The following is a 24,617-nucleotide window of genomic DNA, read 5'->3' on the forward strand; positions in this document are numbered from 1 at the left end:
ACCGGGGCAGTACCCATTACAAGGTCAGGATGGCAGCGGGTAAATCAAGGCCCTTGATCTTGGTCGCCGCCTTGTCGGCCTCGGCCTTGGTGGCAAACGGGCCCACGCGGACCCGGATGCGCTTGCCGTCTTTGGTTTCCGCCACTTGTGTATAGGTTTTGAGGCCCGCCTTTTCCACCTTCAGGCGCGCTTCGCGGGCCTTGGCCACATCGGCAAACGCGCCGACCTGAACCACAAAACGGCCATCCGCCTCGCTGGCAGACGGTTTGGCGGCCGGCGCGGCGGTGCCGTTCAGCAGTGCGGCGGCACGTGTGGCGTCGTCGTTCGCAGCGGGCTTGGCCGGCTTGGGTTCCGGTTTGACCGGGGGCTTCACCTCAGGTTTGGCTTCCGGTTTTGCTTCATTTTTGATAGCTGCTGGCGCAGATGCAGCAAGGGCTGGGGCCGGTTTTGATGAAAGAATTTCTTCCTTGGGCGCCAGGCTGGCGTCAGCGGTCACTTTTTCGGCGGGCTTGTCGGCCACCTTGGGGGCAGATGCGGAAGTGGCTGCCGGGGCACCGGGCCCGGGAATCACCAGGGGCTTGACCGTGCCTTTGCCGGGAATTTCAATCGGGATATCGACCGGAATGGGCCTGGGCTGGGTGTCAAACAGCAGCGGGAAACCCAACACGCCGATCAGCACCAGCACGGCAGAGCCGATCAGCCGGTGTTTGGCGCGCTTGCGAATCACTTCCACGCTTTCCGTTTGAGCGGCTGACCCGGCATTGGAGGCAGCGTTGGAGCCGCCCCGGCGGAAGTTGAAAAACGGCATGGTGTGGCTTGGATCCGATAAGGGGTGACGTTAACGGTGAACGCGGGCTGACGGCCCTTTTTTGAACGCGTTGCGGGCCGCTTGTCAGGTCTCAGGCGGCCAGGTGCGGGGCCGAAAGACGCGGCACACCGTCCTTCAAAATGCCGCCCACCGTGTAGAAGGAGCCGAACACGACAATTCTATCAGCGGGGGTTGCGGCCCCGACCGCCGCCTGCAGCGCCGCTTCGGGGGATTTGTAAGTGCCGGCGCTTGCATCAGGCCGGGTATTGGCCGCCGTCCACCTGGCCTGCAAATCCTCGGCAGAAGCGGCCCGGGGCGTCGGCAAATCGGTGAAATACCACTTGTCGATAAGCGGCGCCACCCGTGCCAGCATGGGCGCGAGGTCCTTGTCGGCCATGGCACCGAACACCGCGTGTGTGCAGGGGTAAAAGCCCATGGCATCGAGGTTTTCGGCCAGCGCGGCCACCGAATGGGGGTTGTGCGCCACATCCAGCACCAGCGTGGGCTGGCCGGGCACGATCTGAAAGCGCCCCGGCAGTTCGACCATTGACAAGCCGTTGCGCACCGCCTGGGCCGTCACCGGCAGGCGCTCACGCAAGGCCGTCAGCGCTGCCAGCACACCCGAGGCATTGACCAGCTGGTTGGCGCCGCGCAGCGCCGGGTACGCCAGCCCGGCATACCTGCGCCCGCGCCCTGCCCAGCCCCATTGCTGTTTGTCGCCCGAGAAATTGAAGTCGGTGCCGAAACGCCACAAGTCAGCACCCACTGCGGCGGCGTAATCAATGATGCTTTGCGGCGGCACCGGGTCACTCACGATGACCGGTTTGCCGGCGCGCATGATGCCGGCTTTTTCGCGGCCAATGCTTTCGCGGTCGGGGCCCAGGTATTCCATGTGGTCCAGGTCGATGCTGGTGATCACCGCGCAGTCTGCGTCCAGCATGTTGACGGCGTCCAGCCGACCACCCAGGCCGACTTCAAGGATGACGACATCAAGCTTCGCATCGGCCAGCAGTTGCAGGATGGCCAGGGTGGTGAACTCAAAGTAGGTGAGCGAAATCGCGTCACCGCCCTGCGTGCGCGCCGCCTCGACGCGCGCGAACTGCGCAACCAACTCGTCAGCCTTCACGATGTCGCCGCGCACCCGGCAGCGCTCTTCAAAATGCACCAGGTGCGGCGAAGTGAAGACGCCGGTGCGGTAGCCGGCCTCAAGCAGGATGGCTTCGAGCATGGCGCAGGTCGAGCCCTTACCGTTGGTGCCCGCCACCGTGATGATGGGGCAGTCAAAGGCCAGGCCCATGCGCTTGGCCACAGCGCTGATGCGCGTCAGGCCCATGTCGATGCCGACAGGGTGCAGGTGCTCGCAGTAGGCGAGCCAGTCGTCGAGAGTGTTCGGTTTGTCCATACAGTCCAGCATTGTCGCGCAGGGCATAAAACCCCGGCGTCAGACAGACTCAGCCAGCGAAGCGGTCTGTGGCGGCTATCAGCTGGCGCAGGATGCCGGGCTCGTTAAAGGCGTGGCCGGCGTTGTCAATCATGTGGAATTCAGCCTCGGGCCAGGCGCGGTGCAGGTCCCACGCGGTTTTGGCTGGCGTGGCGACGTCGTAGCGGCCTTGCACGATGACACCGGGAATCCCGGCCAGCTTGTGCGCGTCGCGGATCAGCTGGCCTTCCTCGAGCCAGCCAGCATGCACAAAATAATGGTTTTCGATGCGCGCGAATGCCAGGGCGAAAGCGTCGTCCCCATGCTGGGCGGTAAAAGACGGGTCGGGCAACAACGTAATCGTCTGGCCTTCCCACAGGCTCCAGGCGCGGGCAGCCGCCAGTTGCGCAGCACGGTCAGCACCCACCAGGCGTTTGCGGTAGGCGGCAATCAGGTCGCCGCGCTCTGCCTGGGGAATGGGTTTGATGAACTCTTCCCACAAATCAGGGAACAACCAGGACGCCCCTTCCTGGTAGTACCAGAGCAGTTCGGCACGCCGCAGCGCAAAAATACCCCTGACGACGAGCGCCGACACGCGGGCCGGATGGGCCTGGGCATACGCCAATGCCAGCGCACTGCCCCAGGAACCGCCGAACACCAGCCAGCGCTCCACACCCAGCAGGGTGCGCAACCGTTCGATATCGGCCACCAGATGCCAGGTCGTGTTGTTGTCCAGCGAGGCGCTGGGGCGGGAACGGCCGCAGCCGCGCTGGTCGAACAGCAGCACGCAATAGCGTTCGGGATCAAACAGGCGGCGATGCTCCGGCGAGCAGCCCGCGCCCGGACCACCATGCAAAAACACCGCCGGCTTTCCTTTGGGGTTGCCGCATAACTCCCAATACACCGAATGGCCGTCACCCGTTTCAAGAATGCCCGTGCGGAAAGGTTCGAGAGGCGGGTAAAGAACGGCGGGGGCAGTGCGCGTGGCTGAAGCAGCGGTCATGAGGCAAGGCATCCATACAAAAAGGTCACAAAGGGTTGGGCCGGTCGGCGTTCTTCATTATTCCAGCCTTGCCAAAGGCTCGCCCACGCGTCCAGGCCCTTGCCTGCCTTCGCAGAAACGCTACCAATTTGATAGCTGCTTGCGCAAGTACCGCTTGGCCGGAAGGCCTATTTCCCTTAAATCTGCGAAAATCAGGCCATGATCATTCTTTACGGCATCCCCAACTGCGACACCGTCAAAAAGGCCCGCGCATGGCTCGGCGAACAAGGTGTTGACTACCAGTTCCACGATTTCAAGAAGCAGGGCGTGCCGCCCGACCAGCTGGCGCGATGGGCCCAGGCGGCAGGCTGGGAAAAGCTGCTGAACCGCCAGGGCACCACCTGGCGAAAGCTGGACCCGGCGCTGCAGGCCGGTGTGCATGACAGCGCCAGCGCGCAAACACTGATGCTGGCCAACCCCAGCGTCATCAAGCGGCCCGTGGTGGACTGGGGCAAGGACATCACAGTGGGTTTTGACGCCCTGGGCTGGGCTGCGAGGGTTTGAACGCACGGCAGGCCGACCGGTTACGTTTTGCAGCCTGTTTTGCCTCCAACGGGATTAAAAGGGCAGCTTTACCGTCGATTTACCGAACTCCGCGCCCCAAAATGACTCTGACTTACTAAAATTACGTTTGCCATCCGAGCCATCACCCGACCAGGGTGACCCCTTCCGGCGGCGCAACTTCAGCCACGTGCTGAAAAGGGTTGAATCATGAAAAAAGCGCTTGTTCTCTCTGCTCTTGCCGCCGCCTCCGGGTTGGCTGCTGTACCCGCCTCCGCCATGGACATCCTGGCCCGGGTGATTTCAAGCACGCCGGTGGTGCAGCAAGTGGCCGTACCGCGCCAGGTCTGCAGCAACCAACCCGTCGTCGTCCAGCAACCGAACTCGGGCGCAGGCGCGCTGATGGGCGCCCTTGCGGGCGGTGCAGCCGGTAACGCCATCGGCAATGGCGGCGGCCGTGCGGTTGCCACCATGATCGGGCTGGTGGGCGGCGCCATCGTTGGCGACCGCATCGAAGGCTCAAACAACCAGGTTCAAAACGTGCAGCAGTGCACAACGCAAACCTATTACGAAAACCGCCCCAGCCACTACAACGTGGTGTACGAATACCAGGGCACGCAGTACAGCACGCAGATGGCCACCGACCCCGGCCAGTATGTGCGCCTGCAGGTCACGCCGGTCGGCGCCATGGCCCCCGCGCCGCAGACCTTCCAGTCTGCGCCCCAGCAGCCCCAGACCTATGTGCAACCGGCACCCCAGCCCGTGTACGTGCAGCCTGCTGTGACATATGTAGAGCAGCCGGTGGTTTACCCGGCTTACTACCCCCGTCCCTATTACCAGCCGTACTACGCACCTATCGGCCTGTCGCTGAACTTCGGTTACAGCCGGGGCTACGGTGGCCACCGTCACTGGCGTTAAATCGCGGTCCGGCAGAACCAAAAAAAGGGGCGTTTGCAACGCCCCTTTTTGCTGTCCGCGAATATTCGACTGTTGCTATTTGGGCGTTTCAATCAGCGCGCCCTTGAACAGCACCGGCCCGGTCGGCCCGCTGCCAGGCGGCACACCACCCTTGGGCTCCAGGGTGATCGCCAGCGTCGGTACCTGGCGCATGTCGGTGCCCGCGGCGGTCAGGCGCACCACCGGGTCTGCACTCATCACACCCAGTGATTTGGGCGCCGCGCCGGGCGGCAAAGCCCAGAGTTCCAGGGACTTGTCGGGCTGCTCCCTGAAGCTGCCCACTCGCTTGAGCGACAGTGTTTTGTTCTTCGGGTCAAACGTCACCAGCAGCGACGCCGAAGCCTTGTCATCGGTCAGTACTGCCACGTATTCGATCTCGGGCGTGGCTGTCAGTTTGGCGGTCAGCTCGCTGACCTGCCCGCTCAGCCGGCCGTTCACGTTCAGCCCCACGACAACCGCCGCCGCAGTCGCGAGTGCGCCCGCCACGGCCCCGCCACGCCACAGGCCCAGGCTGGACCACCAACCCATGGCACTCGGAGCGGCCCGCGCCGCCTGCATGGCCCGCGCCTCCTTGTCGGCCCGCACCAGGTTTTCAATGCGTTTCCAAACCACCGGGCTGGGCGCCTCTTGCGGCTGCAATTCGGCGACGGACGACAGCCGGCTTTGCCAGACCAGCGCCGCCGCGCGCAAAGTGGCGTTGTCGCGTGCCAACGTCTCAAACCGGCGACGCGCGCCGCCGCGCAAGGTGCCCAGCGCGTAGCTGGCCGCCAGTTGCTCCATCAGGGCGGGATTACTTTGTAAATTCATCAGGCAAACCTCGCCATGCAACCGCGAAGCTGCTCCAGCCCGCGCCGGATCCATGTTTTGACAGTACCCAAAGGCAGTTTGAGCTGCTCGGCCAGCTCGCCATGGCTCAAATCCCGCAAATACGCCAGGCTCACCACCTCGCGCTGTTTGTGCTCCAGCTGGCCCAGGCACTGATGCAAAGCCCAGGCCTGCTCGCTGGCCTGGGTCGTGTCCATCGGGTTGGGCGAGTCGCCGGCCACGGTGTCGGAAATCACATCGTCGAGTTCCTGCATCAGGTCGGCCCGGTCCGAAGCCCGGCGCCGCAAAAAATCCAGGCCGCGGCTGCGCACCACCAGCGCCATCCAGGCCATGGGCGGCGACAGGGTCGCCTTGTAGTCGCCTGCAATGCGCCAGATGTTGAAGAAGGCCTCCTGCAACACGTCCTCAGCCCATTCACGGTTGGTCACCACACGAATCGCGACACCGTAGAGCTTGGACGAAGTCAGCTCATACAGCTCCCGCAGGGCCGACTCATCGGCCTGGGCCACGCGGTCAATCAGCGCGATCAATTGTCTGTCCGGGCTTTCTGGCTTCATGAAGAACATTGTCAGGTATTGGTGGCTATCGGGAAACACCGGCAGGCGGCGGGTACTGGGGATACGCCACAAAGGGCCAACCGGATTCACCGCGGGCCCGGCGAAGGGCTCCGGGTGACCTAAAATCAACGGTTTGGGCGCCACGCGGTGCTTTCCCGCAGCCCGGAACGGCCCCTTTCGTCCTTTTCTGTCTCTTCCCGCCTCTTTCAGTCTCTTTTCAGCACCTTCCCATGCCTACCGAACAAATCGACAACATCAGCGTGATCACCAAGGCCAACGTCTACTTTGACGGCAAATGTGTGAGCCACGGCATCACGCTGGCCGACGGCACCAAAAAATCGGTCGGCGTGATCCTGCCGGCCACCCTGACCTTCAACACCGGCGCGCCCGAAATCATGGAATGCGTGGCCGGCGCCTGCGAATACAAGCTGGCCGGCAGCGACAACTGGGTGAAGTCTTCAGCCGGCGAAAAATTCAGCGTGCCCGGCAATGCCAAATTCGAGATCCGCGTGGCCGACGGTGAAGCCGCCTACCACTACATCTGCCACTTCGGTTAAAAAGCGTCCAAGTCCACCCCCAACCGATCTTTCGCTCCTTTTTTCATAGCTGCTCGCGCAATCTCTACGCGGCTTTCAGCGATATTCAGGCCTAAAACATGTCCAACACCATTCTGCAAAACATCCCCGCCAACCAAAAGGTCGGCATCGCGTTCTCTGGCGGCCTGGACACCAGCGCCGCGCTGTTGTGGATGAAACAGAAGGGCGCCCTGCCCTACGCCTATACCGCCAACCTGGGCCAGCCCGACGAAGCGGACTACGACGAGATCCCGCGCAAGGCCATGGAATACGGCGCCATCAAGGCCCGCCTGGTCGACTGCCGCCCACAGCTCGCCGCTGAAGGCATTGCCGCGCTGCAATCCGGCGCCTTCCACATCACCACCGCCGGCGTGACCTACTTCAACACCACGCCGCTGGGCCGCGCCGTGACTGGCACGATGCTGGTAAGCGCGATGAAGCAGGACGACGTGAACATCTGGGGCGATGGCTCCACGTTCAAGGGCAACGACATCGAGCGCTTCTACCGCTACGGCCTGCTGACCAACCCCGCGCTGAAGATCTACAAGCCCTGGCTGGACCAGCAGTTCATTGACGAACTGGGCGGCCGCGCCGAGATGAGCGCCTTCATGACGGCCAACGGCTTTGGCTACAAGATGAGCGCCGAAAAGGCCTACAGCACCGACAGCAACATGCTGGGCGCCACGCACGAAGCCAAAGACCTGGAAAACCTCAACAGCGGCATCAAGATCGTCAACCCCATCATGGGCGTGCCGTTCTGGAAAGACGACTGCGTCGTCAAGGCCGAAGAAGTGAGCGTGACCTTTGAAGAAGGCCGCCCCGTCGCGCTCAACGGCGTGCAATACCCCGACCTGGTGAGCCTGATCCTCAAGGCCAACGAAATCGGCGGCCGCCACGGCCTGGGCATGAGCGACCAGATCGAAAACCGCATCATCGAAGCCAAGAGCCGCGGCATCTACGAAGCCCCGGGCCTGGCACTGCTGTTCATCGCCTACGAGCGCCTGGTCACCGGCATCCACAACGAAGACACCATCGAGCAATACCGCGACAACGGCCGCAAGCTAGGCCGCCTGCTGTACCAGGGCCGCTGGTTCGACAGCCAGGCCATCATGCTGCGCGAAACCGCCCAACGCTGGATCGCCAGCGCGATCACCGGCACCGTGACACTGGAACTGCGCCGCGGCAACGATTACTCGCTGCTCAACACCGAATCACCCAACCTGACCTACGCGCCTGAGCGCCTGAGTATGGAGAAGGTGGAAGATGCGCCGTTTTCGCCGCTGGACCGGATTGGGCAGTTGACCATGCGGAATCTGGACATTACCGACACCCGCGCCAAGTTGGGGATTTATTCCAATGCCGGGATGCTGGAGCTGGGCAAGGGGGATGACTTTTTGAAGCTGGGTAAGTAAGTCAGAACTGACTTATCACCAATAAAAAGAAACGCCCGCCAAGTTAAAGCTTGGCGGGCGTTGTCGTTAACCGGGGTTCCGCCCCTCGTAGGCAGCAGCAATGAAAGGCTTAGCTGCCTCCAAGTCCGCCAATGAAGATAAGACCACCTCCAAGTTCCCTGTGCCCCAGTGGCCAATGTTGGTCACGTCACGTGCGTTGGATAGCACCGGCACCGCGGTTGCCGGGTCTAGGTGCAGGAACAAGAACAAGCAATTTTTACGGTGCAGCACTACTGTGGCGAAATTCTTCAGGCGCTTGAAGGCCACGTACAAACGTAGCTCCTTGCGCTGAACATCGTCCCCTAGCGACAAGGTGTAATCCTCCAGAGAGGCTAGCAACACTTGCATTGGCTCGGATAGAGTCGGCAGCAGCTCGGCAAACGACTTGTCTGGTCCTGTACTTTTGGTGCCTACGGCTTCAGAAGGCATAGACACCGCGTTACTTAGAGCCTCCGCCTTGCCGCCAGAGGCTTTGGCGCTCTTGGGTGCGCCGGTTTTGCTAGCGGTGTCGCTCCCCACGTTGACAGACTCCAACAGGAGCAAATCCTCTCCAAACCGACGGTAGCGAATCAGGTCGATATTTCGCCCAATCTGCTGCACTGCATGGTTATCGTATTTGGTGAAGTCCGCCGCGATGCACACCACGCGCGGCGCGCTCCAGTCGATGGTGTCCGCCGCCGCGGTACCCAGCTTGTCCAAGACCAGGAGCTTGAATTCGGCCTTGTGGTCCATCAACCAATCCAGATAGAACAAGCCCTGATTAATGACGTTCTCCCCCACCGAGCGCTTGTATTCCAGAATCACCGGGCAATGGTTCTCATCAAGCCCCAGCGAATCAATGCGCCCGCCATGTGTTTTCCCCGTTGAATGCTCGCTGGCAACGAAGCGAATATTTAGTAGGGGCTGTAAGTTGGCTTCAATTAGCGTTTGAAGAGGCTTCTCCAGATCGGATGCACTGCCTTGCAATTCGTTGGCGTTGCCGCCGGAGAGCCGGAAAATTTTGATGTCGCTCATATGGTCAAGCTCCAGTTGCAATTGCAGCAGCCCAACTAACGCCACTCTTTCTAAGGCATGCCGCCGCAGTCATAGAAAACGGAGCCTCAGGCTGAACCATCGCACGCAATTCATTCCTTTTACCTTCAACTAACACTCTCTCCGCCGGCCCCATATTTCCTGCGGCAGCAATATCGCGACACTCCTGAATCAAAAGCCGACATTTCATCCAAATTTTCGCTCTCGCCTCTTCAAGTTTCTCAAAATCCAACTTTAAGTGCACTACAGTTTTCTCCACACGTTCGCGATCATTTGCATCCGCGTCCTGGTGGGGAACAGCCTTTCCCGTTTCGATGAAATCAAGCAATGGAGGGTCAGCGGGACAGGCCGGGTCAAGAAGCATGTGGTTTTCGTTCAAATACGAGTGCCCACCAAAAGTTGCAACCAAGCTGCCGAGTTGCAAGGGAAACATGATTCCCTTCTTTGAATTGCCAACATTTCCGCAAATACGGTAATTCTTCCAGTCGTATGCCAACCACCAATAGCCGTCTTCATAGGTAGTCTTTCGTTGGCCCATCAATCTCTTACAGGCTTTTTTTGGCCGAAAATGCTCTACATCTCTATTCGAAAAATGATCCTCGGCCTCAGAAAACCAGCATTTGTTGTGCGATAACGATAGCAACCAATCTTTCACCTCGCCCCAAATCTCGTTGGCTTTCGTGTCAAGGATTGCATCCCTTGCCGCCTTATTCGGGGCCGCACTGAGCAGCTTCGTTAAGTTGCTCGCTGCGGTGAGCCAAGCGGCATCTGCCTGACCATTTTTGATTGGCCCATTGCTTTCGAGCAGTGGTATGTACCTCATGGTTTTGAAATAAATATCTCTTCGAGCAATGCATCTGCACGTGCGTTTCGCTCTGCGATTTCGGTCTCTGTCATTCCAATAGTTGATCGCAGCTCCCTTCGACGCATTGCTTCGATGAATTCTTTCTCTTCAGGCAAGCGATACGTTCGCATCAATCCGACTTCCTCCAATTGGCTGGAAAGTTTTGTCAACTCTTCATCTTCTTCATGTGTACGTTCGGGCTTTGAAGCGAGCTCCTCGCGCCTCGACAAACGATTTAGCACACTCTCAGGCATTGCCGACTCAAGCCCGAAGACATCGCTGGTCAGCAACCTGTCAATACTCATCCCTGGAGGCTCATCTTCCGGTGGCAGTGCCGTTGTGCCATCAGGAGTTCTATTGAGGATCCGAACATGAGTTCTAGGGTGGGCACTGATCATCAATGGGTTATGTGTGGCGATCAATACTTGGCTATTTCCCGCCGTCGCGGGGGGGGCGCTGGTGTCGATAGGGTTTTCATCTGGTTCGGACTCCGCGCGATCGTCGTCCCACGCAGGGAACAATGCCTTCTTTAGCATTGCGCGATACTCATAAGTCCAACGCGGATTCAAATGGGAATCGGGCTCATCCAGCAAGTACAACGACTCATCAGACTGTGTGAACAGCAGCAACCCAAACACAGCCACCAGTTGCTGCTCACCCTCGCTTAGTTGATCGAACCTAACAAGGCTGCCGTCTTCGCGACGTCCAACTACTCTAATCTCTCCAATCAAATCGCTGAGATACATGCTCTCCAGGTGGTTGAACAGCAGCTTTGGTGTCTCGTATGGCAGCCGAATTTTGTCCAGACTCTCTCTGTCCTTCAAATACAAATACAAACGTTCGCTACTTTGGTTTCTGCCGCGTACATCGGGCTCTGTCAGTTCAAGATTTCGGATAGGTGCCAGCGATGCCGCCCTCAGTCTCTCCATAAAATCGCTGAAGTTCCCCTTTGCTCCCCAAAAAAAATCATTCCCTTCCGGCCGAGAGTGCGCACTTGATTTTGACCAGTAGGGCGCTTTCAGAACAAATAATGCCGAATCGAAAGATTCGATTCCAAGCAATTCTTTTCGAATGTAATTTGCCAACGGGTGCTCTTCAAAGAAGAGCGCCAAAAGCGCCAAGTTCGCGTAGTCCTTTCTACAAAAGAAAAACCGCCGCACACCCTCCGAATCTTTGCTGTCCAAATTGGATTGATAGTACTTCCGTGTTGGTGCTGTGAATTTTTTTTCCAGTCGGTCATTCCAACCGGAGTAGTACGCAAATACGTACTTTGGAAGGTATTGCCGAATACCACGCTTGAAGGCCGCTTGCGTGATGGAAGCATCGTCCACAGAAAACTTGATTCGATCTCTCTGGCGATTTGGATCAGCATCAACAAAGATTCGATGCCCGTGGCAAAAATATTGCATTTCGTAGGCAAAGCGCGCAGCCGGTTCAGCATTTTCCAATGCAAGAAAAATCTCGACAATGTTTTCAATTAGGTTCGACTTACCTGAGCCGTTACGTCCTAACAGAACGGCAATCGGAACAGTCTCGTCAAAGTCAATATGCAGATTCTTTAAATTTCGGTCCGCCGGGATTTTTAGCCAATCGATTCTCATGCCTGACCTCTTTGGCTGGCGGAACTTCGATGAATTCTTGACTCGTCGTGCGGATCAATTTCTAACAAACCTCGGTCAATTTCCTTGCTAAGTTGAACGTAAAAATCATCAATGCTAAGTTTCGATTTTCGCCACAGTTCTTTGGCATTCACGCCTACCACAACAGGGACTAGGTTTTCCAAGTATTTGGAAGGTACGGAATCTAGTTTCATGGGTTCGTCCAAGGGCTCATCACCCGTATCAACAGGATTTACATCTTGCAGTTTCACTTTTCGCGTTTGTTGCACTCCCTTTTTTGCAATGCGCGTTTTCGGTTTCTGAGATTGAGCAACTGCGATCCGATTGAGTAAATCACTTGCGGACTCATCGTCTGGGTCTTGCGGTACCAGCTCCCCGCGAAAGGCTTTGGCTAGCGTCAGTGGGGCTAGGCGCCGAGTTTGGAAGCGGGCAGCGCTAGCGCGAGCTTCAATTCGATCGGCTAGAGCAAACATTGCTTTTACGCGGCGGATGATTTCTGCTTGTTCTTTGACAGTAGGAACTGGAATCAAAATACTCTTCAAATTCGCTTGTGAAAGATTACGCATAGAGAGTTGATTGCCACTCGCCAATGACTCTATTTGTTGCCGCCCAGCGCGCGAGCGCAAACAAAAAAGTAGCCAAGGCTTTAGCTCCTCGGCAACTAAAAGCCTCAAAACTTTGTCAGACAGATACAGATTTCTGCTAATTTCCTCGACGATCACACAAGCACCGACTAGTTCCAAAGTATTGGCTCTGGAAATTAGGAAATCACCACTTTGTATTCGTACACGTTCAGATACAGCAGAATCTGCGGGCAACGTTTTGCTTTCGTCTTCATCAAACCTACCCCACGTGACCGCACTGATTTTCACAAGCCCTTTTTCAGTGCTTAACGGCGGACGCTCTTCGCAAGTGACGTTTAGACCAGCCTGTATGCCGGTGATCAGATCCCCAACTGGGACAGTATTCCAAGAGTCCAAAGTGGAGCCAGCAAGCTCTCTCCATTCCTCTGTCAATCGCCCACTTGTCGCCGCATCCAAAACCGCTTGCCGAAACCGCTTGAGCAAGGCGGGAATGGCGTCGAAGCGGTTGTTGCAGCACTGGATGCGGGTAAGCAGGGTGTGGAGCTGGTTGACGATTCGGATTTGCTCGGACCTGGGGGGAACAGGCACTTTGAAATCAAGTATTTGCTGCTTTGTTAGTGCCTGCCTGGTGACTCCAAAGTTGTCATTCCAAATTTGACGCTGCAGCGCAGGACTGGATAAATAGGCATTCAAAAACCGGGCATCAAGAGCTTCATTCGGTCGAATGATGCAGACGTGTTGATTCACTCTTGCCCCCTCAAACTCGTCGGGTGCCAACGTCACTCGCCCTATCGACGCACCTGTGATGTTGAGCAAGACATCCCCCGCCTTCACAGTGGCATTGTCAAGCTGCGCTGCTTGATTTGCGTCGATGTAAGCCAGACCCGCCCGTTTGAATCCGAAAAATACGACGTTCATCGAGCGAATTAACGGTACGCCAGCTTTTTTATAAGCTTCAGAGCCACCTTTGGGCGTAGATCCACTTCCCACCTTGATGACTAGAGACTGCAGAGGGTAGCTTTCCCACACCCCACTCACGTGTTTGCTCCAATGTCACTGTCTTCAACACCAATCAAAAAGTCTTCCAACGCCGCGTCAGGATCTTCACCCAACTCATCCAGTAGGCTGCGCAGGTCGGCCATGGTATCAGTCAACTCGCGCAGAATCAGGCGGGCAACCAGTGCGGGTTCATCCCGCTGGGCTTCGACAGTCTCCGCGTTGTCGTCTTTGAGCCAGCTGATGTCTAGGTTGTCGCCGCGGGCTTTGATTTGCTCGCGCGAGTATTTGCGCCAGCGGCCAGCTTCGCCAGCGTCCACCCGCTGGGCCAGGGCAGCGGGACCGCCGCACGGGTCGGTGCCAAACACGTCTTCAAACTTGTCGCGCGGCACGTCCGGTGCGGCGTCCGGAACGGTGCGAAAGTAGTCGCGGGTGAACGGCGTCCGTTTGCCAAACTGAGGCATGTTGGCGCGCATGTCGTACACCCATACTTCTTTGGTGTTGCCAGTGTCTTTCTTCCCGCGCGTGAAAAACAGCACGTTTGTTTTAACCCCTTGGGCGTAGAAGATACCCGTGGGCAGGCGCAGGATAGTGTGCAGGTTGCACTTCTCCATCAAATCACGGCGTATGTCTGCGCCGATATTGCTCTCAAACAGCACGTTGTCTGGCAACACTACCGCCGCGCGGCCACCCGGCGCCAAGTTGCGGTAAATGTGCTGCAAGAAGCAAAACTGCTTATTGGTGGTGGGGTAAGTAAAGTCTGTGCGGGTGGGCAGGCCCCCGCCTTTTTTGGTGCCAAAGGGTGGGTTGCTGAGATTGAGGGTAGCTGCGGGCAAGTGAGCGCCTTCTTCGGCAAGTGTGTCGCCGAACTGAATGCCACCCTCAATGCCGTGCAGCAGCATGTTCATAAGCGCCAGACGGTGGGTGTCTTGCACCAGCTCCATGCCATAAAACGTGCTGGTGCGGTACTTTCGCTGCTGCGCTTCGGTGCGCTCGTCAGGCGGGTATTTGGCACGCAGGTAGTTGTTGGCTGCGATCAAAAAGCCACCAGTGCCAGAGGCCGGGTCTTGGATCACATCTTTCAGCGTGGGCTGCATGACGGAAACGATGCTGTCAATCAGATCGCGCGGAGTGAAGTATTGGCCGGCCCCGCTCTTCTTCTCACTGGCGTTACGCTCCAGCAAACCTTCATACAGGTCGCCCAGGTCGTCGCGCTGCACGCTATACCAATCCAGCTTATCAATCTCTACCACCAGCTTGGACAGCGTGGCCGGTTTGGTGATGAACGTGCTGGCGTTGGCATATATCTGCTGCACACTCCCTTTGCCGTGTAGGCCGTAGTCCAATAAAAGCTCTTTGTACAGGTCCAGGCGCTCAGGAGCAGAGGCAGCCATCAAATCTGCCCAGCGGGTGCCGTCCATCTTTTCAACCGGTTCGCCCTTCTTGGGTGCTTTAAAGATGACCAGGCTGTCTTCTTGGTCGGTCTCTTTCATCATGCGCAAGAACAGCAAATAGGTGAGCTCGCTCACGTATTGGTGGTAAGTCACGCCGTCGTCGCGCAACAGGTTGCACAGGTTCCAGAGCTTGGCGGCAATGTCTGACGCCGCGGGGTTGATTTGAGTCATGTTGTCTTAAGTCGTCAGGCAAACTTTTGATCGTCTGCCCATAGTGCATCGTTAAAGGCCGCCAGTACCGGCTGGAGCTGGCCGTTGAATAATTTGTCCAGGCGGGCAAAGCCGCCACCGTCGCGCTTGAATATAAGGTCTGGATCGTCCAATGCGTCCCGGTCTACCAACATATTTGCTTTGGTCTGCGCGGCAATGCGCTTGAGCCAGTCTCGCTGCGGCTGCGTCCAGGGCTTTCCAGCCAAGGGCTTGGACAACAGGTCTTGCAAGGCGTGGTCTACACGCTCGGTATAAGGTAGCAAAGCGTCGCCAATGGCGGCCTGGCGTATGTAGCCAATGATGCGAGCGGCAATGTCTTGGTTGCTGAGCTCGCGCCAAGCGGCTGCAAGGCGCATCTCAGTAAAACCAGCCTGATCCAGCGCTAGCACCAGTTCTTTGAGTTGCTTACGCGTCAGGTCGCGCGGACGAGTTAGCACGGTGATGAGTGCGGGCAGCTCGTTGCCATGGCTGGCAATAAAGTCCTTGAATTCTTTCAAATAGTCTTCAGGCTTGCTGGCGTTGCCGTAGCCTCGCTCTATGCCCGCAAGTGCATCCGGGTGGTCTGAGATGAATACGGGTTGGCCGCTGCCCTGACGCTTACGGTCCAACAGTTCACCAAGGTTGGGATTTTGTATGAACCAGTTGGCGACTTCATCCACCGACAGCGCGCGCAGTTTCTTGATGAAAGCATCTGGGCTCATGCCCGCTTTAGTTTCAAAATCTTGGGCGGCTTTGTCGTCCAAGTGGCGTTTTTTGACTTGAAGTTTGGCCAAGAATTGCTCGCGTACCAGCTCGCGCGCCGCTACGTCTTGCACGCTTACCATTTCTTGTTCTAACTGGGCAAAGGTGATGCTGGGGTTGACTACCACGGGGCGCATGGCGGTCATGCTGCCAATAGCCTCAAAGATACGCACAGCATCAAACACGCGGAAGCTGTCTTTGGCATCGCCATCAAAGTCGCATAGGCGGGTGGCACGACCCAGCATTTGATCAAACAATATGCGGCTATTGACCTGGCGCAGGAATACCAGGTTGCAGATTTCTGGCACGTCCACGCCAGTGGTCAGCAAGTCCACGGTTACCGCGACGTTGGGCAGGCGCTCATTTTTGAAGCGCCGGATGAGCTCCAGCGGCTTGTCGGCGTTGCCCGTGATTTTGATGACAGCGTCGTCCTCCACGCTGCCGTATTGGGCTTCAAACGCATCCTTGAGAATTTCTACTACCAAATCTGCATGGTCAGTGTTTACGCAGAAGATGAGCGTTTTGCGTTTGCCGGTAGGGTCTATTTCTTGGGCCAGGTATTGGCAAATCGCTTGATTGAAAGATCGGGTTATGACCTTTCGGTTGAAGTCTTCAACGTTGAGATCAATGTTATCCGGCGCCTTGAACAGGTCAACCTGGTTACGGCCCGTGTCGTACACCTTCACCTCTTCACCTACCTTCCAGTGCATACCGTTCTTCGAAAGTTCGGTGTAGATCTGAATAGGCGGTTCGTAGTCCACCAAATATCCATCGACCACGGCCTCACGGTAGCTATAGGTAAACACGGGTAGACCAAAAATCTCGGTAGTGTGCAGCGCGGGTGTGGCCGTTAGGCCGATTTTCACGGCGTCAAAATAGTCCAGCACGCGGCGGTATTTTGAGATGTAGTCGTCAAACCCGCGGAAGCTGAGCTCGGTATCGGACATTTCGCGGTCCAACGTGTAGCCGCGGTGGCATTCATCGATAACAACGCAATCGTACTGGTCAACGGTGGGCGGAGCCACGCCGTCGGCGGAGAAAAGCACGCGGCGCATCATGCCTTGCACCGTAGCGATGTGGACGGCGGTATCGTCATCTGGCGACTGCGCCTCCAGCTCTTTAATGCCGAATATGTCCGCAAAGGTTTGAAGTCGCTCCATGCGGGTGTCTTTGAAAGAGTTGGCGGCTTGTTCACCCAGTGCTGAGCGGTCTACTAAAAACAAAATGCGGCGAAAACGTTTAGCCTTGAGCAGACGGTAGATCAGCGCAATGCAGGTTTTGGTTTTTCCGGTACCGGTGGCCATAGCCAACAGAATTTCGCGCTGGCCTTTACTGATAGTGACTTCCGTCTCGCGGATAGCTTTCTGTTGATAAGGACGTAAAGGGAAACCAAAGTTGAACTCGGTGTTGTCCAGCTGCGCATGGGCCTTCACTTCGTCAACACCCAGCAGGCTTTTCAGCCCTTCCGGGCTGTACCAACCATCTAGCGCTTGGCTACGGTTCTCTGGGTGGCGCAGGTCACAAAACCAGATGCCGCTCTTGGTGGCCAGTTGCCGCAGATACGGGCGGCCATTGGCGGAGAAGACAAATGGGATGCGGTATTCAGATTCCGTGCCCCAATTGCGTTCATGAAGCAGTGTTTCTTTGCTGACAGAAAAGGTACGGCTGTAGCGCTTGGCTTGTTGCAACGCGCCGGATACATCGACGTTTTTTCGTTTTGCCTCTACCACTGCCGTAGGCGTAAGGCCCTGAAAAAGCACATAGTCAGCGGAATAGCCATCGCAAGGCCACTCGGCAATTGCCATATTGCGGCCACGCTGTGGTCGGATACCCTTGCTGTAGCGTAGGACTTGAGTGTCTGCCTCCCAGCCTGCTTGGCGCAATTGTTCGTCGATGATGCGGCGGGTCTCGGCCTCATCCAACTGAACCAACGTTGCCGCCGTGGCAGCGGACTGCAAGAAGGATTTGAACTGAACGGCTGGAGCGACTTGGGCGGCACTTTGCAGTGCAGCCAATTGCTCTGCAAGCCGCGCTTTATCCCTATCGGCCTCTGTAGCCAATTGTTCCCAGATGCTGCGCTCTTCGCTAATTGACGACAACTGCGTTTTGGCTGATTGCAGCTCGTTGCTTACCTGCTCCTGCTGCGAGTGAAAAGTTGAGACGGCCTGCCGCAGTTGAGCTAACTCGGCGCGCAACTCAGTACTTTCGTCTGCTGGCGGCTTGGGAGGAACAAATGGGCCAGAGCGAAAATTCGCATCTCTGAATGTGCGATGAAACCATAGGCAGAGTTGCCAGCACAGCTTGAGAGTGGAGAGCGCGGCGGCGTGATCGCCCCGCAGTGCGTGGTTTGCCGCGTTGCCGGTAACGCGAATTTGATCGAAGACCTGCTTAACCTCCTTGGGCAACACTCCTTCGCCTTGCAACCGACGGATGAGCTCGTACTGCGTCTCTTCCGGATTCGTATAAAGGCCAGTGCGCGCTGCCAATGACTGAGCCAGCAACTCCGAAAACTGGCGCAGTTTGAGCAAACAGGTGTTTGGGTCTTCAGCAAAGTACCGCTCGGCCAAGGCACTCAGGCGCCAGAGCTGCTCCTCGTAAGAGCGCAGCACATCGAAGTTAGATTGAATACTCTGCTGCATTTCGTCCCACTCCCTGGTCCCCCCACATTGGCCTTGAATGCTGAGCTAATCAAGCAAGCAATCCCTGATGCTCTCGCCAATACTGCAACCCGCCGAACCGCTTGGCGTTATTCCAGCAGAATTTGCCTTCGGGGAAGCTGATCTTCTCACGGCATTGGGCGCAAATCAGCTTTTTGGCCAATGAGGCGTCGGGTTCTGAAATTGCGGCGTGGCGGGTGCTTCTGCGGGAGCCGGCACTGGATTTCTTCGGCGAGAACCCTCTTTTTTCGGTATAAAAAATGCTCGGGGCTCCCATCTGACGGGCGCAAGCAGCTATTAAAAGCATAGCAACCGTCAAAAACCGCCTTCAGGCGGATTTTTTGTTGCTCTTTCGTCCCTCCGCCACGCGCTAATCGCCACCCCCGCCACAACCTCCGCCGCATCCACCACCGTCGCTACCGCCATCACTGCCTGCGTCACTGGAGTTACTGCTACTGCTGTCGGAGCCGCCGAACCCATCCGCATCGCCGCTGTAGCTGCCGTCGGAAAAGCTTTCGCCGCAATAAGCGCCCGCTGAACCGCCTGTTCCGTCGTCGCGCTGAGGCTGGCTGCAGTCGGGCAAGTAATGAAAGCCGTTGGGAATCGCCAGCTTCGCATCCAGGGCAAAGAGCAGCGGCAGGCGGCTGGGGGAGCGCGGTTTGATGGCCTCGTCGCGGCAGGCCCAGTACCACGCGCGCCGCAGGCCGTCGTTGCTGGCAGCCCGGCGGCCCAGCACTTCAGCCGGTACATGGTCCATGAAACGGCCCAGCACGAGGTCGCACCATTCACGGTAGGCGCGCGTGTGCAGGATGAATTCGTGCCACATGCTGTCGACCACGCGCGACGGCATGGCCACAAACTTGCCCTTGCTGCGCACGCAGGCCAGGAAGAACTGCCGCAGCCCGCGCTCGACCAGTTCGGTGTCTTTGGCGCTCAGGTGCGGATAGGTGTCGCGCAGCTTGCGCTTGAGGAACTGCGGCAGCGGCGCCTCGCGCACCAGGCGTTCACGTTCGCGGCCTGCCCACACCGCCAACACCACCATGGCGGCGACCAGCCCGAATATTCCGGTTGCCAGCCCCGTCGGCTTGCGCCAGCCGGCCTCGCCGGCCATCATCAGCACCACCCAGAGGATGACCAGCACGACCGCAAGCTGCCGCGCATGGCGCAGCACCAGGCGGCGCCAGAGCGCGATGTCGGGCCCGGTGTAGACCTTTGCGGCGGTCGCCATCAGACCACCACCGGTTCAGGCTCCAGCAGGATGCCAAAGCGTTCGTACACACTGGTCTGGATGGCCTTGGCCAGCGTCATGACCTCGCCGCCCGTGACGGGGTCGGCCGTGCCGCCGCGGTTGACCAGCACCAGTGCCTGTTTTTCGTAGACACCGGCATTGCCGATGGTCTTGCCCTTCCAGCCGCAGGCGTCAATGAGCCATCCGGCGGCCAGCTTGACCGTGCCGTCGGCGAGGTGGTAGTGAACGATTTTGGGCTCCCGCTGGATGATGTCGGCGCACTGCTCGGGCGAGACGGTCGGGTTCTTGAAAAAGCTGCCGGCGTTGCCGATCACCTGCGGATCAGGCAGCTTGGCTTTGCGGATTTCGCAGATCCAGTCGTAAATTTGCTGGGCGTCGGGCGCCTGGATGCCGGACTGCGCCATTTTTTTGTCAATGTCGGCGTAGCCCAGCACCGGTTTCCACGCCTTGGGAAGGGCAAACCGTACCCGCGTGATGAACGCCTTGCCTTCCAGCCCAAAACCATGGGCGGCCGACTCCGGCGCCGAACTGCTGTGCTTGAACACCGAATCACGGTAGCCAAACGCGCATTGCGCGGCATTGAGGGTAAATGGCTGGCCGGTCGTCAAGTCGATGGCGTCGAGCGACTCAAAGCGGTCTTGCAGTTCCACGCCATAGGCGCCGATGTTCTGTACTGGTGATGCACCGACCGTTCCGGGAATTAATGCCAGGTTTTCCAGGCCCGGGTAGCCGTTTTGCAGCGTCCAGGTGACAAGGTCGTGCCAGTTTTCACCGGCGCCTGCCTCAATGATCCAGGCCTTGGCGTCTTCCCTGAGCAGCCGTTTACCCATGATTTCGACCTTGAGCACCAGCGGCTTGACGTCCCCGGTCAGCACGATGTTGCTTCCGCCGCCCAGCACAAACTTGGGGGCAGCATTCAGGGCCGGGTCTTGCAAAGCCGCGGCAATATCGGCCTCCTTTGTCACCCGCACCAGGCTGAGCGCCTTGGCGACGATGCCAAAGGTGTTGGAATGCTGGAGTGGAACGTTTTTCTCGACTAACATCCGGGTGATTGTCTCACTCCAACCCCCGTAAAAAAGACTTGCACCATGCCCTCTTTCGACACCGTTCTTGAAGCCGATCTGGTCAAGGTCAAAAACGCCGTGGAAAACACCTCCAAGGAAGTCGGCAATCGCTTTGACTTCAAGGGCACCTCGGCCTCCATCGAGCTGAAGGACAAGGACATCATTCTCGTCGGCGACGGCGACTTCCAGATCGACCAGATCAATGACATCCTGCGCTCCAAGCTCGCCAAGGCAGGCGTTGACGTGCGCTTTCTGGACACCGGCAAGATCGAGAAAATCGGCGGCGACAAGGTCAAGCAGACCAACAAGGTCCGCAATGGCATCGACACCGAAACCGCCAAGAAGATCCAGGCCGCCATCAAGGCCAGCAAACTCAAGGTGCAGGCCGCCATCCAGGAAGAAAAAGTCCGCGTCACGGGCGCCAAGCGCGACGACCTGCAGGCCGCCATGGCGCTGATCCTGTCGGAGATGAAGGACTTTCCGCTGAGTTTTGACAACCGTCGCGATTAGGATTGCCATGAATCTTCTGCCCGCCCTCACCCAAGCAGCATTTTTGCTGTCCGCGTCTTTGCTGCTGCACGGCGCGGCACAGGCGCAGAACGAAGTCCAGTCGGTGGCACTGGCCGGCATGATGGGCACCAAGGCCCTGCTGGTGGTCAACGGCGGTTCACCCAAGAGTGTCGCGCCCGGTGAAACACACCAGGGCATAAAGATTATTTCCACCACCAGCGATCAGGCTGTCATTGAGCAGTCCGGCAAGCGGCACACGCTGCGGGTGGGCGATGCGCCGGTGAACTCCGGCGGCAGCACCGCCTCAGCAGGACGAGGCACCCGTATCACCATTACCGAGAGCGGTGGCGGCCACTTCATGACGGCCGGGCAAATCAACGGAAAAGCCGTGCAGTTCATGGTTGACACCGGTGCGACCAGCATTGCCATGAGCGCGTCAGATGCGGAGCGCTCTGGCATTAACTACAAAGACGGGCAGCCCGTGCGCATGTCCACAGCCAACGGCACCACGCAAGGCTACCGGGTCAAGCTCAACTCGGTACGTGTGGGTGACGTGGAGGTCTTTGACGTGGATGCGGTCGTCATACCGCAACCGATGCCTTTTCTGCTGCTGGGCAACAGTTTTCTATCGCGTTTTCAGATGAAACGCGACAACAACCTCATGACGCTGGACAAGCGTTATTAGCCCTTCGCGGTGCGTTGCCGGCCGGGCTATTTGGTGGCCTGTTTTGAACCACCCAGCTTCGACTCCGTTCCCTTGATCAGCTTATTGATGTTCTCGCGGTGGCGATAGATCAGGAGCGCACTGACAACGACCATCATGGCCAGCAGGTTCTTGTCGACATACCAGGCGGCCCGGTCGCCAAACAGGTAATACAGCGGCGAAAAAACGGCCGCCACCAGTGATGCCAGTGAGGAATAGCGCGAAAAGAAGGCGACGATCACCCAGGTTGCCAGCGTGGCAACACCCAACACCCAGCTGACGCCCAGCAACACCCCGGCCGCCGTCGCGACACCCTTGCCACCCTTGAACTGGAAAAACACCGGATAGAGGTGACCCAGGAAAGCCGCCAGCCCGACGGCGGCCATCGTGCCTTCGCCGAGGCCATAGTCACCGCCAAACCATTTGACAAGCACCACCGGCACCCAACCCTTGAGGCCGTCCAGCAGTAACGTGATTGCCGCCGCGGCCTTGCTGCCGGAACGCAGCACGTTGGTGGCGCCGGGGTTCTTGCTGCCGTAGCTGCGGGGGTCACTCAAACCCATCACCCGGCTGACGATGACAGCAAACGACAGCGAGCCGATCAGGTAAGCCAGCAAAGTCGCGCCGGCTGAATACACGTAGTCCAAATTCATCTCCCTTGTTATGTGGTGGCCACCGGCATTTCAGCCGTGGCCCGTTGCGTTGTCCATACTGAGAACCTGTTTAATGTCTTTTTGGAGTCGCACAAGTACCTTTTCGGGATGGGATGCAAGGCGCGGTGTGCAGCCCATAGCCCAGCTATGGGCAAGCGCCGCAACGCCGCAGATCGCCCGAAAAGGCACTTGCCCGAAGGGTTGGCGTGAAATCGGGCGATTGGACGCCCCGGCAGCTTGCATGGGCTCCAGCCCATGCGGCGCATCCGAAGCATCCACTCATCCCGATTGCACGCCAATGCGATCTCCAAAAAGACATTAAACAGGTTCTAAGGCGCAGTTGACTGATTTTGCACCCAGCAAGGTGACACAAACCTGCGGGTCAATACCAATCAGGTAGCCCCGCCGCCCGCCGTTGATGGCGATTTTGGGCAGGGCCAGGATGCTTTCCTCGATATACACCGGCATCGCCCTGCGCGTGCCGAAAGGCGATGTGCCGCCGACCAGGTAGCCGCTGTGGCGGTTGGCGACTTCGGGCTTGCACGGTTCGACCGACTTGGCCCCGATCTGCCGCGCCAGGTTTTTGGTGGAAACCTTGCGGTTGCCGTGCATCAGCACCAGCAAGGGTTTGGCATCCTGGTCCTGCATGACCAGTGTCTTGACGACGGTAAAAGGATCGAAGCCAAGTACTTCGGCGCTGTGCTGGGCGCCGCCGTGTTCGAGGTATTCGTAGGGGTGCTCGGTGAAGTCGACCTTGTTGGCCTTCAACAACTGCGTAGCCGGCGTTTCGCTGACGTGGTTTTTCTTACTCACTGCGGTGCCTCCGTTCAAGTGCCATCGCGGAACCGGCTTTGCCGGGCCGCAGGTGGCGCCCCCTGGGGGGAGGCGCCGAAGGCGCTTCGGGGGAGAGTCATTTCTAGAGCGCGGGGTCCCGCAGCTCCCAGCGAATCTTGTCGATCTCGGCCAGCACTTCCGGCGTGAGCTTGGTGCCCCAGGCATCCAGGTCTTCGTCCAGCTGCGCGACCGAGGTCACGCCGATGATGGTACTGGCCACATGCCACTTGGTGTAGCAGAACGCCAGCGCCAGTTGGGTCGGGGTCAGCTTGTTGTCACGCGCCAGCGTGTTGTAGCGCCGTGCGGCGGCCAGTGCCTCGGGGCGACCCCAACGCTGTTTGCGCACCGACTCGAATTTGGCGATGCGCGCATCCTTGGGCGCGGCCGGGCCTTCAGTGCCCGACTGGTCGTATTTGCCTGTGAGCAAACCGAAGCCCAAGGGCGAATAAGCCAGCAGCGAGACACCCAGGCGGTGCATGGTTTCGTCCAGGCCGTTTTCCACCGTGCGGTTGACGAGGCAGTATGGGTTCTGCACGGTGGCCACACGCGGCAAACCGTGCTGCTCGGCCAGGCGCACAAACTCGTGCACGCCATACGGGGTTTCGTTGGAAAGCCCGATAAAACGCACCTTCCCGGCTTTCACCAAAGCACCGAGTGCCTCGAGCTGCTCATGGATCGACGTGGCAGAGCGCTCTTGCGCAGGGTTGTAATACAGCGCGCCAAACGCCGGCACGTGGCGTTCAGGCCAGTGAATCTGGTAGAGGTCGATGACGTCGGTCTTCAGCCGCTTCAGGCTGGCATCGCACGAAGCCAGAATGTCTTGAGCCGTCATGCCGCTGCCTTCACGCACCCAGGGCATGCCGCGCGAAGGTCCGGCTACCTTGGTGGCAAGCACCAGCTTGTTGCGTGCCGAAGGATTTTTGGCGAACCAGTTGCCGATGATGGTTTCGGTCGAACCGCAGGTCTCGGCGCGCGCCGGCACCGAATACATTTCGGCGGTGTCGAGAAAGTTGACGCCGCGCTCCAGTGAGCGGTCCAGGATGGCATGAGACGTGGGCTCATCCACCTGCTCGCCGAATGTCATGGTACCCAGGCAAATGGGGGTCACGTGAAGGTCGCTGGAGCCGAGTTGAACTTTATTCATGGAGGAGTCACATGTGAGATTGAAGAGGCCGTACGACAGCAAAAACGCTGTGACGGAATTCACGGAATTGACAAAACGACTAGTTTAAGGTCTCCGTAAACGGCGTGCAGGCGCGCCTATATCGCGCCCTTGTCTTACAACTGCTCACTTTTTGCATGCCTAGTATTCACACACCCGCGCTTTAATG

Annotated in this window: 23 protein-coding genes; 6 read left to right on the plus strand and 17 right to left on the minus strand. The window is 58.3% G+C overall.

Translation table 11 applies throughout. The features are described 5' to 3' along the window. Nucleotides 1-16: 16 nt before the first annotated feature. The 3 genes from AC1DVV_RS11985 to pip all read right to left on the minus strand — a co-directional run bounded on the left by AC1DVV_RS11985 (nt 17) and on the right by pip (nt 3,231). Nucleotides 17-808 (minus strand): SPOR domain-containing protein, encoded by a 792-nt coding sequence (locus AC1DVV_RS11985; RefSeq protein ID WP_477702738.1) that lies wholly within the window; start codon nt 806-808, stop codon nt 17-19. 91 nt (nt 809-899) lie between these two features. Next, a complete protein-coding gene (gene folC / locus AC1DVV_RS11990; RefSeq protein WP_477702739.1) occupies nt 900-2,210 on the minus strand; it encodes a bifunctional tetrahydrofolate synthase/dihydrofolate synthase in 1,311 nt (436 codons plus the stop codon). Nucleotides 2,211-2,259: 49 nt separating this feature from the next. Further along, nucleotides 2,260-3,231 carry a prolyl aminopeptidase gene (gene pip / locus AC1DVV_RS11995; RefSeq protein WP_477702740.1) on the minus strand — a complete coding sequence of 324 codons (972 nt, stop codon included), beginning with the start codon at nt 3,229-3,231 and terminating at the stop codon, nt 2,260-2,262. A gap of 198 nt (nt 3,232-3,429) precedes the next feature. Here pip and AC1DVV_RS12000 point away from each other — a divergent pair, with 198 nt between their 5' ends. After that, a complete protein-coding gene (locus AC1DVV_RS12000) occupies nt 3,430-3,774 on the plus strand; it encodes an ArsC family reductase (protein WP_477689205.1) in 345 nt (114 codons plus the stop codon). A gap of 207 nt (nt 3,775-3,981) precedes the next feature. Further along, nucleotides 3,982-4,689 (plus strand): glycine zipper 2TM domain-containing protein, encoded by a 708-nt coding sequence (locus tag AC1DVV_RS12005; RefSeq protein WP_457279907.1) that lies wholly within the window; start codon nt 3,982-3,984, stop codon nt 4,687-4,689. Between the two features lie 75 nt (nt 4,690-4,764). Here AC1DVV_RS12005 and AC1DVV_RS12010 read toward each other — a convergent pair whose 3' ends face one another. Both AC1DVV_RS12010 and AC1DVV_RS12015 read right to left on the minus strand, forming a co-directional pair. After that, a complete protein-coding gene (locus AC1DVV_RS12010; RefSeq protein WP_477702741.1) occupies nt 4,765-5,535 on the minus strand; it encodes an anti-sigma factor in 771 nt (256 codons plus the stop codon). Continuing rightward, nucleotides 5,535-6,110, minus strand: a complete 576-nt coding sequence (locus AC1DVV_RS12015; RefSeq protein WP_477650164.1) for an RNA polymerase sigma factor — start codon at nt 6,108-6,110, stop codon at nt 5,535-5,537. Before AC1DVV_RS12015 ends, AC1DVV_RS12010 begins: the two co-directional genes overlap by 1 nt. A 230-nt stretch (nt 6,111-6,340) precedes the next feature. On the opposite strand from AC1DVV_RS12015, the gene ppnP reads away from it, so the two are divergent. Both ppnP and argG read left to right on the plus strand, forming a co-directional pair. Next, nucleotides 6,341-6,667, plus strand: coding sequence for a pyrimidine/purine nucleoside phosphorylase (gene ppnP, locus AC1DVV_RS12020; RefSeq protein ID WP_477702742.1), 327 nt, complete (start codon nt 6,341-6,343; stop codon nt 6,665-6,667). A gap of 98 nt (nt 6,668-6,765) precedes the next feature. Then, nucleotides 6,766-8,097, plus strand: coding sequence for an argininosuccinate synthase (gene argG / locus AC1DVV_RS12025; RefSeq protein ID WP_477685054.1), 1,332 nt, complete (start codon nt 6,766-6,768; stop codon nt 8,095-8,097). A 66-nt stretch (nt 8,098-8,163) separates the two neighbouring features. Here the strand turns inward: argG and AC1DVV_RS12030 are convergent, their stop codons facing one another. The 9 genes from AC1DVV_RS12030 to murB are packed head-to-tail and all read right to left on the minus strand — an operon-like array spanning nt 8,164 to nt 20,565. Further along, a complete protein-coding gene (locus tag AC1DVV_RS12030; protein ID WP_477707192.1) occupies nt 8,164-9,150 on the minus strand; it encodes a DUF5655 domain-containing protein in 987 nt (328 codons plus the stop codon). A 4-nt stretch (nt 9,151-9,154) separates the two neighbouring features. Then, complete coding sequence (locus AC1DVV_RS12035) at nt 9,155-9,991, minus strand: HNH endonuclease family protein (RefSeq protein ID WP_477707193.1); 837 nt, start codon at nt 9,989-9,991, stop codon at nt 9,155-9,157. Continuing rightward, nucleotides 9,988-11,613, minus strand: coding sequence for an AAA family ATPase (locus AC1DVV_RS12040; RefSeq protein WP_477707194.1), 1,626 nt, complete (start codon nt 11,611-11,613; stop codon nt 9,988-9,990). The genes AC1DVV_RS12035 and AC1DVV_RS12040 overlap by 4 nt, the downstream gene beginning before the upstream one ends. Then, on the minus strand, nt 11,610-13,253 hold the full coding sequence (locus AC1DVV_RS12045) for a restriction endonuclease subunit S (RefSeq protein ID WP_477702838.1): 1,644 nt from the start codon (nt 13,251-13,253) through the stop codon (nt 11,610-11,612). The genes AC1DVV_RS12040 and AC1DVV_RS12045 overlap by 4 nt, the downstream gene beginning before the upstream one ends. Next, a complete protein-coding gene (locus AC1DVV_RS12050; RefSeq protein ID WP_477707195.1) occupies nt 13,250-14,836 on the minus strand; it encodes a class I SAM-dependent DNA methyltransferase in 1,587 nt (528 codons plus the stop codon). The genes AC1DVV_RS12045 and AC1DVV_RS12050 overlap by 4 nt, the downstream gene beginning before the upstream one ends. Before the next feature lie 14 nt (nt 14,837-14,850). Further along, nucleotides 14,851-18,255: a type I restriction-modification system endonuclease gene (hsdR, locus tag AC1DVV_RS12055; RefSeq protein ID WP_477707196.1), complete on the minus strand. Its 3,405-nt coding sequence runs from the start codon at nt 18,253-18,255 to the stop codon at nt 14,851-14,853. 49 nt (nt 18,256-18,304) lie between these two features. Next, nucleotides 18,305-18,592 carry a hypothetical protein gene (locus AC1DVV_RS12060; RefSeq protein ID WP_477707197.1) on the minus strand — a complete coding sequence of 96 codons (288 nt, stop codon included), beginning with the start codon at nt 18,590-18,592 and terminating at the stop codon, nt 18,305-18,307. 51 nt (nt 18,593-18,643) lie between these two features. After that, nucleotides 18,644-19,501 (minus strand): glycine-rich domain-containing protein, encoded by an 858-nt coding sequence (locus AC1DVV_RS12065; protein WP_477702684.1) that lies wholly within the window; start codon nt 19,499-19,501, stop codon nt 18,644-18,646. Next, on the minus strand, nt 19,501-20,565 hold the full coding sequence (gene murB / locus AC1DVV_RS12070) for a UDP-N-acetylmuramate dehydrogenase (protein ID WP_477702685.1): 1,065 nt from the start codon (nt 20,563-20,565) through the stop codon (nt 19,501-19,503). Before murB ends, AC1DVV_RS12065 begins: the two co-directional genes overlap by 1 nt. 45 nt (nt 20,566-20,610) lie before the next feature. Between murB and AC1DVV_RS12075 the strand changes: the two genes are divergently transcribed. Further along, nucleotides 20,611-21,096, plus strand: a complete 486-nt coding sequence (locus tag AC1DVV_RS12075; protein WP_348050062.1) for a YajQ family cyclic di-GMP-binding protein — start codon at nt 20,611-20,613, stop codon at nt 21,094-21,096. A 7-nt stretch (nt 21,097-21,103) separates the two neighbouring features. Further along, the gene (locus AC1DVV_RS12080; protein ID WP_477702686.1) at nt 21,104-21,781 is read left to right on the plus strand and encodes a retropepsin-like aspartic protease family protein; all 678 of its coding nucleotides are present in this window, start codon (nt 21,104-21,106) and stop codon (nt 21,779-21,781) included. A 26-nt stretch (nt 21,782-21,807) separates the two neighbouring features. On the opposite strand, the gene plsY is transcribed toward AC1DVV_RS12080, so the two are convergent. The 3 genes from plsY to AC1DVV_RS12095 all read right to left on the minus strand — a co-directional run bounded on the left by plsY (nt 21,808) and on the right by AC1DVV_RS12095 (nt 24,430). Next, a complete protein-coding gene (gene plsY / locus AC1DVV_RS12085) occupies nt 21,808-22,446 on the minus strand; it encodes a glycerol-3-phosphate 1-O-acyltransferase PlsY (RefSeq protein WP_457280957.1) in 639 nt (212 codons plus the stop codon). A 324-nt stretch (nt 22,447-22,770) separates the two neighbouring features. Then, nucleotides 22,771-23,265, minus strand: coding sequence for an aminoacyl-tRNA deacylase (locus AC1DVV_RS12090; protein WP_477702687.1), 495 nt, complete (start codon nt 23,263-23,265; stop codon nt 22,771-22,773). Between the two features lie 103 nt (nt 23,266-23,368). Continuing rightward, on the minus strand, nt 23,369-24,430 hold the full coding sequence (locus AC1DVV_RS12095; protein WP_477702688.1) for an aldo/keto reductase: 1,062 nt from the start codon (nt 24,428-24,430) through the stop codon (nt 23,369-23,371). Between the last annotated feature and the right edge of the window lie 187 nt (nt 24,431-24,617).

The sequence above is a fragment of the Polaromonas sp. P3_B4 genome (assembly GCF_056402835.1).